The sequence below is a fragment of the Pseudomonas sp. GW821-FHT07G06 genome (assembly GCF_058986625.1).
Genome location: NZ_JBYSVW010000020.1, coordinates 96,498 through 110,083 on the forward strand (window position 1 = coordinate 96,498; position 13,586 = coordinate 110,083).

A 13,586-nucleotide genomic window follows, 5' to 3' on the forward strand; every position below is an offset into this window, starting at 1 on the left:
AAGCTCGCTCCCACAGGATTGGTGCTGACTTGAAACCTGCGCAGAACCTTGTGGGAGCGAGCTTGCTCGCGATAGCGTCAGCGCAATCAACGCACATCTCAAGCCTACCCCCTAAAGCCCTGCCGTCTGCGCTACCATGCCTGGCCGGACGCAGCAGCCTGCTGCGCGCAGGAGTCAGCATGGCCCACCCGTTTGAAACCCTTACGCCAGACCTCGTGCTCGATGCCGTCGAAAGCATCGGCTTTCTCAGCGACGCGCGCATCCTGGCGCTCAACAGCTACGAGAACCGCGTCTATCAGGTCGGTATCGAAGACGCCGAGCCACTGATCGCCAAGTTCTACCGGCCGCAACGCTGGAGCAACGAGGCGATTCTGGAAGAACACCAGTTCACCGCCGAACTCGCCGATTGCGAGGTGCCGGTCGTGGCGCCGTTGATTCACAACGGTGAAACCCTGCACGAACACAGCGGTTTCCGTTTTACCCTGTTCCCCCGCCGCGGCGGCCGCGCACCGGAGCCGGGCAACCTCGATCAACTGTATCGCCTGGGCCAGTTGCTCGGACGCCTGCATGCGGTCGGCTCGACCCGGCCATTCGAGCACCGTGAAGCGCTGGCGGTGAAAAACTTCGGCCATGACTCGCTGGCCACGTTGCTCGACGGCAACTTCATCCCCCGCAGTCTGCTGCCGGCCTACGAATCGGTGGCCCGCGATCTGCTCAAGCGTGTGGAGGATGCCTACAGCAACACACCGCACCAGAACATCCGCATGCACGGTGACTGCCACCCCGGCAACATGATGTGCCGCGACGAGATGTTCCATATCGTCGACCTCGACGACTGCCGCATGGGCCCGGCGGTACAGGACATCTGGATGATGCTCGCCGGCGATCGCCAGGATTGCCTGAGCCAATTGTCGGAACTGATGGATGGCTACAACGAATTCCACGACTTCGACCCGCGTGAACTGGCGCTGATCGAACCCTTGCGCGCCCTGCGTCTGTTGCACTACAGCGCGTGGCTCGCCCGTCGTTGGGACGATCCGGCGTTCCCCCGCAGCTTTCCGTGGTTCGGCACCGAGCGTTACTGGGGCGATCAGGTGTTGGCACTGCGCGAACAATTGGCGGCGCTCCAGGAAGAGCCACTAAAACTCTTCTGACCACCCCGCCCCCCCTGTAGGAGCGAGCCTGCTCGCGAAGAACGCAAGGGCAACGCGTTTATCCAGACAGCACGCGTTATCGTTGACGTCCATCGCGAGCAGGCTCGCTCCTACAGGTACCGATGTTCACAAATAACCTACCTATTCAGTCAGGACATTCGCAGACGAATCTCCTTACAATCCCCTCTTTGTTAGCTGCCTAAGCAAGGATTCTGCATGCAAGCCGCCAACCCGCGTCGCGGGTACATTCTGGGCCTGAGTGCCTACATCATCTGGGGACTTTTCCCCCTCTACTTCAAAGCCATCGCCAGCGTGCCCGCCGTGGAAATCATCATCCACCGGGTGTTGTGGTCAGCGCTGTTCGGTGCCTTGCTGCTGATGGTGTGGAAGCATCCCGGCTGGTGGCGCGAGCTGCGGGAGAACCCGCGACGCCTGGCGATCCTGGCCCTTAGCGGTGCGCTGATCGCGGCCAACTGGCTGACCTACGTCTGGTCGGTGAACAACGGCCGCATGCTGGAGGCCAGCCTCGGTTACTACATCAACCCCTTGGTGAACGTGTTACTGGGCATGCTGATCCTTGGCGAACGGCTGCGGCGCATGCAGTGGATTGCCGTCGGTCTGGCGGCTGCGGGTGTGGCGCAACAGGTCTGGCAAGTCGGCAGCCTGCCGTGGGTGTCGCTGGTGCTGGCACTGACCTTCGGTTTCTACGGGCTGATTCGCAAGCAGGCGCCGGTCAAGGCACTGCCGGGGCTGGTAGTGGAAACCTGGATGCTGGTGCCGATCGCCATTGCCTGGTTGCTGTTCAATCCGACCGCCCACAGCGCTCAGGCCGAGTTCTGGACCACGTCAGAAGCCTGGTGGTTGGTGGCGGCCGGGCCGGTCACGCTGGTGCCGCTGGTCTGCTTCAACGCGGCTGCACGGCATTTGCCCTACACGACACTGGGCTTTCTCCAGTACCTGGCGCCGACATTGGTGCTGCTGCAAGCGGTGTTGCTGTTTGGCGAGCACCTGTCGTCCAGCACCCTGGTAGCGTTCATGTTCATCTGGGCCGGTCTGGCGGTTTACAGCATCGATGCGTGGCTCAGTTTGCGTCGCCGCAGCTGATCAAAAAACACACAAACCTCTACAGGCCACGAGTCCCGTGGCCTGCAACATTCCTTCCCAAGGTTATCCACAGCGTGATCCCCGCCGATTGTGCGCAAGTGGCTGAAACTGCTGGTTTTTTGATCAGATCCTGAAGAACCCCGGTCGGCGTGGCCTGGCGGGGGTGTCTCTACAGGTTATCCACAGGCCGGTGCACGTTTAACTTGGATAACCTGATCAGGGCTCACTGCGCAGCACCAATTCGACCATCAGATCGTCGGCCAGGGTTTCCAGGCGCGATTGCAGGACGTCCAGCGACAGCGTCAGCGGAACGGCAAGAATCGCTTCGGCATGGAACAACGGCTCGCTGCTCATCGGTGCCGGGCGCACTTCGGTAACCAACCGCTCCAGACTTACCCCCTGCTCGCTCAACAAGCGTGTGATATCGCGCACGATCCCCGGGCGATCATTGCCCACCAGTTCCATCGCGATCGGCTTCCAGGTGCAGGATTGTTCGATGCTGCTTTCGGCGATCAACACGCGAATGCCCAGGGTGGACAAGCCTTGCAAGGCATCGACCAATTCGTCATAGGCCTCGGCTGGCACCCCCACCCGCAGAATGCCGGCGAATTGTCCGGCCATGCGCGACATACGGCTTTCCAGCCAGTTGCCGCCGTGCTCGGCAATGCATTGGGCAATGCGCTCGACTTGCCCGGGCTTGTCCGGTGCGAAAACGGTGAGTACGAGGTGGTCCATGGCGCAGCCCTCTGGTCATGATTTTTGTTGCAGAGAACCAAGTATAGGCAAGGGTTGGAAGGTGCCTGGGCAGATCCGGAATCAAAGGTGTATCGACTGCCCCCTTCGCGGGCAAGCCCGCTCCCACAGGGTTATGCGCTGTCCTTGTGGGAGCGGGCTTGCTCGCGAAGGGATGCACCGCCGATCTGACCGATCAAACAAATCGTGTACAACTTTTGATATTTAGCTGGAACAATCCACTGGTTTTTTGAGAACATCCTGTTCCGCGCCGTGACCGCAATGCGTCATGGGGTCGCAGAACGACGTGATTAGTCTAATTTTCACATCCGCAATTCATCATGTAGTATGCCGCAGCGCGCACTACATAACGTTGGATCGATGTCTGCCGCCGGCCCGTTCGCAACCCTGAAAGCCCTGTCAGCAAGGCCCCAAGCCGTTGATTGGTCCCAACCCAGCCGCCCGTCATGGGCATGTACTGGCAGAGGGGTTTGTGGTTTAAATGGCCAATGGCTTCATTGTTAATTTGAAGAGCTGAAAAGCGAAATAGCTGAGCAGAGTGAGGCAAGCAATGACTGAACACGTTCAAGTCGGTGGCCTGCAGGTCGCCAAAGTCCTGTTCGACTTCGTGAACAACGAAGCCATTCCCGGTACCGGCCTCACCGCCGATAAGTTCTGGGCCGGTGCCGACAAGGTCATCCATGACCTGGCGCCGAAGAACAAAGCCCTACTCGCCAAACGCGATGATTTCCAGGCTCGTATCGATGGCTGGCACCAAGCGCGTGCTGGTCAACCACACGACGCCGCGGCCTATAAAGCCTTCCTGCAAGACATCGGTTATCTGCTGCCAGAAGCGGCCGATTTCCAGGCAACGACGCAAAACGTCGATGACGAAATCGCCCGCATGGCCGGCCCGCAACTCGTGGTGCCGGTCATGAACGCACGCTTTGCGCTTAACGCCTCGAACGCCCGCTGGGGCTCGCTGTACGACGCGCTCTACGGCACCGACGCCATCAGCGAAGCCAACGGTGCGGAAAAAGGCAAAGGCTACAACAAGGTGCGCGGTGACAAGGTCATCGCCTTCGCCCGTGCCTTCCTCGACGAAGCGGCGCCATTGGCGGCCGGCTCCCACGTCGATTCCACCGGCTACAAGATCGTCGACGGCAAACTGGTGGTCGCCCTTAAAGGCGGCAGCAACACCGGCCTGCGCAACGACGCTCAGCTGATCGGCTTCCAGGGCGATGCCGCTGCACCGACCGCGATCCTGCTGAAAAACAACGGCCTGCATTTCGAAATCCAGGTCGACGCCAGCACTCCGGTCGGCCAGACGGACGCGGCCGGCGTCAAAGACATCCTGATGGAAGCCGCACTGACCACCATCATGGACTGCGAAGACTCGGTTGCCGCCGTCGACGCCGATGACAAAGTGGTGATCTACCGCAACTGGCTCGGCCTGATGAAGGGCGATCTGTCGGAAAGCGTCGCAAAGGGCGGCCAGACCTTTACCCGCACCATGAACGCCGACCGCACCTACACCGCGGTCGATGGCAGTGAACTGAGCCTGCACGGTCGTTCGTTGCTGTTCGTGCGCAACGTTGGCCACCTGATGACCATCGACGCGATCCTCGACAAAGAGGGCAATGAAGTGCCGGAAGGCATTCTCGATGGCCTGGTGACCTGCCTGTCGGCGATCCACAACCTCAACGGCAACAGCTCGCGCAAGAACAGCCGCACCGGCTCGGTCTATATCGTGAAGCCAAAGATGCACGGCCCTGAAGAAGCCGCGTTCACCAATGAGTTGTTCGGTCGCATCGAAGACGTGCTGGGCCTGCCACGCAACACCCTCAAAGTCGGGATCATGGACGAGGAACGTCGTACCACGATCAACCTCAAGGCCTGCATCAAGGCGGCGAGCGAGCGTGTGGTGTTCATCAACACCGGTTTCCTCGACCGCACGGGCGATGAAATCCACACCTCCATGGAAGCCGGCCCGATGGTGCGCAAGGCGGACATGAAGGCGGAAAAATGGATCGGCGCCTACGAGAACTCCAACGTCGATATCGGTCTGAGCACCGGCCTGCAAGGTCGCGCGCAGATCGGTAAAGGCATGTGGGCCATGCCGGACCTGATGGCTGCGATGCTCGAACAGAAAATCGCTCACCCACTGGCCGGTGCCAACACCGCCTGGGTACCTTCGCCGACCGCTGCCGCACTGCACGCGCTGCACTACCACAAGGTTGACGTGTTCGCCCGTCAGGCCGAACTGGCCAAGCGTGCCCATGCATCGGTAGACGACATCCTGACCATCCCGCTGGCGGTGAACCCGCAGTGGACCGCCGAACAGATCAAGAACGAACTGGACAACAACAGCCAGGGCATTCTCGGTTACGTGGTGCGCTGGATCGACCAGGGCGTCGGCTGTTCGAAAGTGCCGGACATCAACGACGTCGGCCTGATGGAAGACCGTGCCACGCTGCGTATTTCCAGCCAGCACATCGCCAACTGGCTGCGCCATGGCGTCGTCACCGAAGAGCAGGTCATGGAAAGCCTCAAGCGCATGGCGCCAGTGGTTGACCGTCAGAACGCCGGCGACGCGCTGTACCGTCCGCTGGCCCCGAACTTCGACAGCAACATCGCCTTCCAGGCGGCGGTCGAACTGGTGGTCGAAGGCACCAAACAACCGAACGGCTACACCGAGCCGGTCCTGCACCGTCGTCGTCGCGAATTCAAGGCCGCCAATGGCCTGTAACTGAGCGTCTGCGCCGGACATGAAAAAGCCCTGATCGAAAGATCAGGGCTTTTTTGTTTGTGTGATTTGTTGCTCTTTGTGGGAGCGGGCTTGGACTAAGGCTCCATCCCAAGCTCATGCTTGACCAACTCCAGCAGCTTGCCGGCATCGATCGGCTTGAGCAGAAAGTCCACCACACTCAAATGCATCGCGGCGATCGCATCTTTTACGTCGGCATCGCCCGATACGATGATGACCGGCAACGCCGCCCGTACCGACTCGCGCACCTGCCGGATCAGGTCCAGCCCGTCGACATGCCCCATACGCAGGTCGGTAATCACCAGTCCGATCGAAGGTTTCTCCTCCAGCATCTTGAGTGCCGCTTCGCCACTGGCCGCGGTCAGGCAGCGAATACCGTCCAGTGCCAGGATCTCTGACAGCAGGTCCCGGGCGTCTTTATCGTCATCGACGATCAGTACGCGTTGCGGTGGCAGGTCAGGTTCCAGCATGACGGCACTCAGCGCTTCGCGCTCGGCGTCGCTCAAAATATCGTGGTCGGACATGGCGTTCTCTACATGTTCAATTCAATTCCCTAGCACAGTTATGAGACATCGCTAAGCTGACCACCAATGTGCACTCCGGCAGATAATTTTCCAATAGGGGGACTGAGAGGTTTTTCGCACACTTGCGTAGGATTTTTCCGACATTTCAGAGCGCTAACGGCCTACCTAGACTTACGTCCAATGGGCACCCCGGCTACAGGGGTCGACCATGTCCAAGTCATCCGACTACAACAATTCAAAAAAGACTGCGGTAATGGTTATGAGTAAAGCGGACGCCTTCACACAGGCAGGGAAAACCGCGGTGTTGCAGAACATCCAGGGCACGTTGCAATTCCTTCAGCGCTTCCCGCCGTTCAACCAGATGGAACACGCGCACCTGGCGTATCTGGTCGAACAATGTCAGCTGCGTTTTTACGCCCCCGGCGAGAGCATCATCAAACCCGCCGACGGCCCGGTCGAGCACTTCTATATCGTCAAGCAAGGCCGGGTCGTAGGCGAGCGTCCGGATACGGCAAAAGGTGGCACCGAAACGGTCTTCGAGATCACCACCGGCGAATGTTTCCCCCTCGCTGCGTTGCTGGGTGAACGGGCGACCCGTACCGAGCACCTGGCCGGCGAAGACACCTTTTGCCTGCAACTGAACAAGCCGGCGTTCATCCGCCTGTTTTCGCTATCGGACACCTTCCGCAACTTCGCCCTGCGCTGCGTCAGCAGCCTGCTGGATCAGGTCAACCAGCAAGTGCAGCAAAAAGCCGTGGAAACCCTCGGCACCCAATATTCGCTCAATACCCGACTGGGTGAATTGGCCATGCGCCACCCGGTGTCATGCGCCCCGCAGACGCCCTTGCGCGAAGCCGTGACGTTGATGCACGAACAACAGGTCGGCAGCATCGTGGTGGTCGATGAACTCAAGGCGCCATTGGGGATTTTCACCCTGCGCGACCTGCGTCAGACCGTGGCCAATGGCAGCAGTGATTTCAACGAAGCCATCGAAGGGCACATGACCCGGGCACCGTTTTACCTGTCGCCGGATCACAGTGCATTCGACGCGGCGATTGCCATGACCGAGCGTCACATCGCCCATGTCTGCCTGGTCAAGGACCAACGCTTGTGCGGCGTGGTTTCCGAGCGCGATCTGTTTTCCCTGCAACGGGTCGATCTGGTGCACCTGGCGCGCACCATCCGCAACGCGCAAAAGGTGGAAAACCTGGTGGCGCTGCGGGGCGAAATCGGCCAACTGGTCGAGCGCATGCTGGCCCATGGCGCGTCTTCGACGCAGATCACCCACATCATCACCCTGCTCAACGATCACACCGTGTGCCGGGTGATCGAACTGACCCTCGCCGAAAAAGGTGATCCCGGCGTGCCATTCAGTTGGTTGTGCTTCGGCAGTGAAGGTCGTCGCGAGCAGACCCTGCACACCGATCAGGACAACGGCATTCTGTTCGAAGCCAGGGATGCGGCGCATGCCGCCGAGATTCGCGGCAAGCTGCTGCCCATCGCCCAGCAGATCAACCAGAGCCTGGCGCTGTGCGGCTTCACCTTGTGCAAGGGCAATATCATGGCCGGCAACCCCGAGCTGTGCCTGTCCCGGGCCGAATGGGCGCGGCGCTTTGCGGCGTTCATCCGCGAGGCCACCCCGGAGAACCTGCTGGGTTCGAGCATCTATTTCGATTTGCGCGTGGTCTGGGGCAGCGAGCAAGGCTGCGAGCAGTTGCGTCGGAGCATTCTCGATCAGGTTGGCGACAACCGTTTGTTCCAGCGCATGATGGCCGAGAATGCGCTGCGCAATCGCCCCCCCGTAGGGCGTTTGCGCGAGTTCGTGCTGACGCGCAAAAATGGCGAGAAGGCCACCCTGGACCTGAAGATCCAGGGCTTGGCACCGTTTGTCGATGGCGCCCGACTGCTGGCCCTGGCCCATGGCATCGAAGCCAATAACACGCTGGAGCGTTTTCGCCAATTGGTCGCCAAAGAGGTCATCGAACCCCTGGACGGCGCCGCGTACGAAGAGGCCTATCACTTCATTCAGCAAACCCGCATGCAGCAACATCAATTACAGACCCGGGAGAATTTTCCCTACTCGAACCGGGTCGATCCCGACAGCCTCAATCATCTGGACCGGCGCATCCTGCGTGAGTCCCTGCGTCAGGCCCAACGCCTGCAGAGCAGCCTGACCTTGCGGTATCAGTTATGAGCCTGTTTTCCTGGCTGCGCCCGCCGAGCCCCACCCTGCCCGCCGACCTGCAACATCGCCTGGATCGCTTGCCGGCCGCTACCGCCCTGGGCGAATGCAGCCTGCGTGAGCAGCGCTGGGTGGTGCTCGATCTGGAAACCACCGGGCTGAACCTGAACAAGGACCATGTGTTGTCGATTGGCGCGGTGGCGATCGAGGACGGGGCCATCGACTTTCGCCAACTGTTCGAACGCACTTTGCAATATCCGCAAGTCAAACTCGGCCCCAGCGTGCTGATCCACGGCATTGGCCCCAGCGCCATTGCGGCGGGCAGCGATCCCGCAGAAGCGCTGGTGGATCTGATGGAATACCTCGGTGACAGCCCGGTACTGGCCTTCCACGCGCCGTTTGACCAGCACATGCTCGGCCGTGCGCTGAAAGATCACCTGGGCTTCAAGTTGCAGCATCCGTTTCTGGACGTGGCGGACATTGCACCGCTGCTATGCCCCCAGGCGCACTTTCGCGAGGCCGGGCTGGACGACTGGATCGACTGGTTCAAGCTCGAAGTCTTCGAACGTCACCACGCCAGCGCCGACGCCCTGGCCACCGCTGAGCTGGCGCTGATCCTGTTCAGCCGCGCGCGGCAGCAGCAGATTCATAGCCCGCTGAATTTGCAACAGCGCTTGAGTCAGTGGAAGCGTCGGCAGCAAGCGCCGTCCTTCTAGTCTTCGGCGCCTGCTCTGGCCTTATCGCGGGCAAGCCCGCTCCCACAGGAGTACCGAACCCCCTGTGGGAGCGGGCTTGCACCGCGATGAACGATGACGCGGTCTCCCGACCAACGCCGATTGCGGACCTCCCGCGCCTCTGCCACAATCGCGAACAATTCTCGTTAGTTAACACTTCCCAAGCGGTGATGCGGCGTGTCGTCAGTCCCAAGCCCTCAAAGTGAGCTCGTCGGTGCGTTATATCGCGACCATCGCGGTTGGCTATTGGCCTGGCTTCGACGCAATGTCGCCTGCCCACAGCGGGCCGAAGACCTGAGCCAGGACACTTTTGTGCGCTTGCTGGGCCGTGAGGAACTGAAGGAACCACGCGAACCGCGGGCATTCCTGGTTGCCATCGCCAAGGGCCTGCTGTTCGATTACTTCCGTCGCGCCGCGCTGGAACAGGCTTACCTCACCGAGCTGATGCTGATTCCCGAAGCCGAACAACCGTCGGCGGAAGAGCAGCAGATGATCCTCGAAGACCTGAAAAACATCGACCGTTTGCTCGGCAAGCTTTCCACCAAGGCCCGGGCGGCGTTCCTCTACAACCGTCTCGACGGTCTTGGCCACGCAGAAATCGCCGAGCGCCTGGGGGTATCGGTGCCGCGGGTGCGCCAGTACCTGGCCCAGGGCATTCGCCAATGCTACATCGCGCTGTACGGTGAGCCGACATGAACCCGGTCAATTCCAAACCGGTATCGGCCAACGTGCTTGACGCAGCGATTGCCTGGCAGTTGTCCATGGAGGGCGCCAACCCGGTAGAGCGCGAAGAATTCGCCAAGTGGCACGCTGCCCACGAAGAGCACGCCCGCGCCTGGCGCCAGTTGGGCATGCTCGACCAACGCTTCAGCGCAGCCAGTGGCCCGGCCCGCACTGCCCTGCTGCAATCGCGCGAAGGCATCCGCCGACGGGTGCGCAAGCTCGGCAATGGCGTGGCGAGCGTGGTGGCCGTGATCGGCCTGGCGCTGTTTGCCGGGCCACGTTACCTGCCGATCGATTACTGGCTGGCCGACCAGCGCACCGCCGTTGGCGAGCAGCGCACCCTGCGCCTGGCGGATGGCACGCTGGTCAATCTCAACACCCACAGTGCCCTGGATGTGCGCTTCGATGAGAAGCAGCGGCGCATCGTGCTTCAGGAAGGCGAAATCCTGGTTGAAACCGGTCACGGCGATCCCCGGCCGTTCATCGTCGAAACCCGTGAAGGCAGCATGCGCGCACTGGGTACGCGGTTTCTGGTCAAGCGTGAAGAAGAAGGCACACGCCTGAGTGTGTTGCAGTCGGCGGTGGCGGTTCACCCCGAGTCCAGCCCGGATGAACAGATTCTGCGCGAAGGCCAGCAGGTGTTGATCCGCAATAACGGCCTGGGCCCGGTTCTGGCCGTCAACTTCGGCGCGGATGCCTGGACCCGCGGCATGCTGGTGGTGGACAACACGCGGCTGGAAGATCTGGTGCATGAAATCGGTCGCTATCGAACCGGTTACGTTGGCGTTGCGCCGGAAGTGGCCGACCTGCGCATCACTGGCAGCTTCCCGCTGCGTGACACCGACCTGGCGCTCAATGCCCTGCTGCCGACCCTGCCCGTGCAGATCGAACAGCACACGCAATGGTGGGTGAAGGTAGTAGCCAAGGCCGAAACAAAGCCCTGAACCCGCACACAGCCCCTTTGTGGCGAGGGAGCTTGCTCCCGCTCGGCTGCAAAGCAGTCGTAAAGTCAGCGAACACAGTCTGTCAGGAAAATGCAGGGGGCCGCTTCGCGACCCAACGGGGGCAAGCCCCCTCGCCACAAAGGCGCACGCCTGAAACCCTTCAGTGCTTATTGAATAACTGAATAGAAATTATTTTCATCCAGCCCTATCACTTTCTGATTCTCGTTCGGCACACAGGCAATTGAGAAATGTTTCCATTCAGGAGCCGCTGTATGTCCCGTTCGCTGAACACCCTGTTGCGCCCCAGTTTGCTGGCGGTCGCCGTTGCCCTTTGCACTCCTTTGGCCAGCAGCCAACTGGTCGCCGCTGAGCAGGCGTCAAGCGTTCGCGCCTACAACCTGCCAGCCGCACCACTGGCCAGCACCCTGAACCAGATCGCCAGCCAGGCCGGCCTGGCCTTGTCGTTGAACCCATCCCTGGCGGCAGGCAAAACCTCGGCGCCAGTCAACGGCCAGTTCGACGCCGCCGGCGCCCTGCGTGAGGCCCTGCGTGGCACCGGGCTGCAACTGGAGCAAAGCAGTGCCGGCACCTACAGCCTGGTGGCCGTGCCCGAGGGTGTGATGGCTCTGCCGGCAACCAGCGTGATTGGCGTGGAAGACGCTGAAAGCGCCTGGGGCCCGGTGCAAGGCTACGTGGCCAAGCGCACCGCCGCCGGCACCAAGACCGATACCGCGCTGGTCGAGGTACCGCGCTCGATTTCGGTCGTCACGCGCGAGCAGATGGACGATCGCAACGCGCATACCCTTGACGCCGCCGTGCGCTACCTGCCGGGCATCACCGCCAGCAGCTACGGCAGCGACACCCGCGCTGACTGGCTGCGCGTGCGTGGTTTCGAGCCGACTCAATTCCTCGACGGCCTGCCCCTGCCAAAAGGCGTATACGCCAACCCGAAACAGGAAACCTGGAACCTCGACCGCCTGGCCTTGCTGCGCGGCCCGGCCTCGTCCGTGTACGGCCAGACCCCACCAGGCGGCCTGCTGGACATGGTCAGCCGTCGCCCGAGCGCCGAAGCCAGCAGCGAAATCCAGCTGCAGTACGGCAGCGACAACCATCGCCAGATCAACTTCGCCAGCACCGGCAAGATCGACGACGAAGGCCGCTTTCTCTATGGCGTGAGCGGCGTGGTGCGTGACGGCGGCACCCAGATCGACCATATCGATGACAAGCGCTACAACATTGCGCCAAGCCTGACCTGGAACATCGACGAAGACACCCGCTTCACCCTGCTGACACAGTTCACCCGTGACGATACCGGCGTTACCAGCCAGTTCTATCCGATTCAAGGCACCAAGATCGACATGCCGTTCGGCAAGATCTCGCACCACAAGAACCTGGGTGATCCGGACTACGATTTCTACGACCGCACCTATTACGCACTGGGTTATGCCTTCGAGCATCGCTTGAACGATGTCTGGCAGTTCCGCCAGAACCTGCGCTACACCAAGTCGGACCTGTCGTTCCAGACGGTGACCGTCAACAGCTACTTCCCCTCCATCGGATTTGTCGTAGACGATGAAGGCAACACCGGGCGCGGCACGACCAATGTCGACGAAGACATCAGCCAGTTCGCCGTAGACAACAACCTCCAGGCCGACTTCGCCACCGGCGACATTAATCACACGCTGTTGATCGGCCTGGACCACCAGCGCAGCAACACCAACTACACCTCGATCTTTGGCGGCGCACCGGCCATCAACGTCAACGATCCGGTCTATGGCTTGCCGATCACCCGTCCACCACGCTCCTCGGCGTTTTATGACTATGACCAGAAGACCTACCAGACCGGTCTGTACGTCCAGGATCAAATGGCCCTCGACCAATGGCGCCTGACCCTCGGCGGTCGTGAAGACTGGGTACATACCGGTACCAAATTCTTCAACAAGGGCGATGCCACCAACACCGAGCGCGACAAAAACTTCAGCGGCAACGCGGCGATCAGCTATGTATTCGACTCGGGCTTCGTGCCTTACTTGTCCTACGCCGAATCGTTCCAGCCGGCCAGCAATGCCGTCGCCTCGCCGACCGATTCGTTCAAGCCGACCAAAGGCAAGCAGTGGGAACTGGGCATCAAGTACCAGCCACCAGGCAGCAACACACTGCTGACGGCCGCTGTGTATGACCTGACCCAGAAAAACGTTTCCGTCACCAACAATGTGGGCAACGTGACGATCACCAGCCAGACCGGCGAAGTGAGAGTCAAAGGCCTGGAGCTGGAAGCCGTTTCCGACGTCACCGAAAACCTCAAGGTCACCGCCGCCTACACCTTGGCCAGGTCCGAAGTGCAAGACGGCGCATTCAAGGGTAATCGCCTGCAACTGATGCCTAACCAGCAAGCATCGGTATGGGGCGACTACACCTGGCACAACGGCGTACTCGACGGCTTCGGCATCGGCGCCGGCGCGCGCTACACCGGCAACACTTACGGCGACGAGGCCAACACCTGGCTGGGCAAGGCCGACGCCTACACGGTGTTCGACGCCGCGGTACACTACGACCTCGGCCGCCTGGACAACAGCCTCAAGGGCGCTTCGCTGGCCGTTAACGCAACCAACCTGTTCGACAAGGACTACATCTCGACCTGCGACAGCTTCTACTGCTACTACGGCGACCAGCGCAGTGTCGTCGCCAGTGCAACGTACAAGTGGTAACAGTTTGAGCTGAC

At 61.0% G+C, this 13,586-nt stretch carries 10 protein-coding genes; 8 read left to right on the forward strand and 2 right to left on the reverse strand.

The features are described 5' to 3' along the window. Positions 1-179: 179 nt before the first annotated feature. Positions 180-1,154: a serine/threonine protein kinase gene (locus tag AC3WJW_RS26445; RefSeq protein WP_007980356.1), complete on the forward strand. Its 975-nt coding sequence runs from the start codon at positions 180-182 to the stop codon at positions 1,152-1,154. Between the two features lie 216 nt (positions 1,155-1,370). Then, positions 1,371-2,258: an EamA family transporter RarD gene (gene rarD / locus AC3WJW_RS26450; protein WP_493728016.1), complete on the forward strand. Its 888-nt coding sequence runs from the start codon at positions 1,371-1,373 to the stop codon at positions 2,256-2,258. Between the two features lie 216 nt (positions 2,259-2,474). Here rarD and AC3WJW_RS26455 read toward each other — a convergent pair whose 3' ends face one another. Further along, the gene (locus AC3WJW_RS26455) at positions 2,475-2,993 is read right to left on the reverse strand and encodes a glycine cleavage system transcriptional repressor (protein WP_008048231.1); all 519 of its coding nucleotides are present in this window, start codon (positions 2,991-2,993) and stop codon (positions 2,475-2,477) included. Between the two features lie 568 nt (positions 2,994-3,561). Between AC3WJW_RS26455 and AC3WJW_RS26460 the strand changes: the two genes are divergently transcribed. Then, a complete protein-coding gene (locus AC3WJW_RS26460) occupies positions 3,562-5,739 on the forward strand; it encodes a malate synthase G (protein ID WP_493728017.1) in 2,178 nt (725 codons plus the stop codon). A gap of 95 nt (positions 5,740-5,834) precedes the next feature. On the opposite strand, the gene AC3WJW_RS26465 is transcribed toward AC3WJW_RS26460, so the two are convergent. Beyond that, positions 5,835-6,281, reverse strand: coding sequence for a response regulator (locus tag AC3WJW_RS26465; protein WP_493728018.1), 447 nt, complete (start codon positions 6,279-6,281; stop codon positions 5,835-5,837). 253 nt (positions 6,282-6,534) lie between these two features. Here AC3WJW_RS26465 and AC3WJW_RS26470 point away from each other — a divergent pair, with 253 nt between their 5' ends. The 5 genes from AC3WJW_RS26470 (at position 6,535) to AC3WJW_RS26490 (ending at position 13,572) form a co-directional block, all read left to right on the forward strand. Next, positions 6,535-8,475 carry a putative nucleotidyltransferase substrate binding domain-containing protein gene (locus tag AC3WJW_RS26470; RefSeq protein ID WP_493728019.1) on the forward strand — a complete coding sequence of 647 codons (1,941 nt, stop codon included), beginning with the start codon at positions 6,535-6,537 and terminating at the stop codon, positions 8,473-8,475. Beyond that, positions 8,472-9,179 (forward strand): 3'-5' exonuclease, encoded by a 708-nt coding sequence (locus AC3WJW_RS26475; protein WP_493728020.1) that lies wholly within the window; start codon positions 8,472-8,474, stop codon positions 9,177-9,179. The genes AC3WJW_RS26470 and AC3WJW_RS26475 overlap by 4 nt, the downstream gene beginning before the upstream one ends. Before the next feature lie 195 nt (positions 9,180-9,374). Further along, on the forward strand, positions 9,375-9,893 hold the full coding sequence (locus AC3WJW_RS26480; RefSeq protein ID WP_102700728.1) for an RNA polymerase sigma factor: 519 nt from the start codon (positions 9,375-9,377) through the stop codon (positions 9,891-9,893). After that, complete coding sequence (locus AC3WJW_RS26485; RefSeq protein WP_493728021.1) at positions 9,890-10,864, forward strand: FecR domain-containing protein; 975 nt, start codon at positions 9,890-9,892, stop codon at positions 10,862-10,864. The genes AC3WJW_RS26480 and AC3WJW_RS26485 overlap by 4 nt, the downstream gene beginning before the upstream one ends. A 272-nt stretch (positions 10,865-11,136) precedes the next feature. Then, on the forward strand, positions 11,137-13,572 hold the full coding sequence (locus AC3WJW_RS26490) for a TonB-dependent siderophore receptor (protein WP_493728022.1): 2,436 nt from the start codon (positions 11,137-11,139) through the stop codon (positions 13,570-13,572). Positions 13,573-13,586: the final 14 nt, after the last annotated feature.

Coding starts and splice junctions, on each gene's coding strand:
- AC3WJW_RS26445 (WP_007980356.1), top strand. CDS start 180: ATGGCCCACCCGTTTGAAACCCTTACGCCAGACCTCGTGCTCGATGCC.
- rarD (WP_493728016.1), top strand. CDS start 1,371: ATGCAAGCCGCCAACCCGCGTCGCGGGTACATTCTGGGCCTGAGTGCC.
- AC3WJW_RS26455 (WP_008048231.1), bottom strand. CDS start 2,993: ATGGACCACCTCGTACTCACCGTTTTCGCACCGGACAAGCCCGGGCAA.
- AC3WJW_RS26460 (WP_493728017.1), top strand. CDS start 3,562: ATGACTGAACACGTTCAAGTCGGTGGCCTGCAGGTCGCCAAAGTCCTG.
- AC3WJW_RS26465 (WP_493728018.1), bottom strand. CDS start 6,281: ATGTCCGACCACGATATTTTGAGCGACGCCGAGCGCGAAGCGCTGAGT.
- AC3WJW_RS26470 (WP_493728019.1), top strand. CDS start 6,535: ATGGTTATGAGTAAAGCGGACGCCTTCACACAGGCAGGGAAAACCGCG.
- AC3WJW_RS26475 (WP_493728020.1), top strand. CDS start 8,472: ATGAGCCTGTTTTCCTGGCTGCGCCCGCCGAGCCCCACCCTGCCCGCC.
- AC3WJW_RS26485 (WP_493728021.1), top strand. CDS start 9,890: ATGAACCCGGTCAATTCCAAACCGGTATCGGCCAACGTGCTTGACGCA.
- AC3WJW_RS26490 (WP_493728022.1), top strand. CDS start 11,137: ATGTCCCGTTCGCTGAACACCCTGTTGCGCCCCAGTTTGCTGGCGGTC.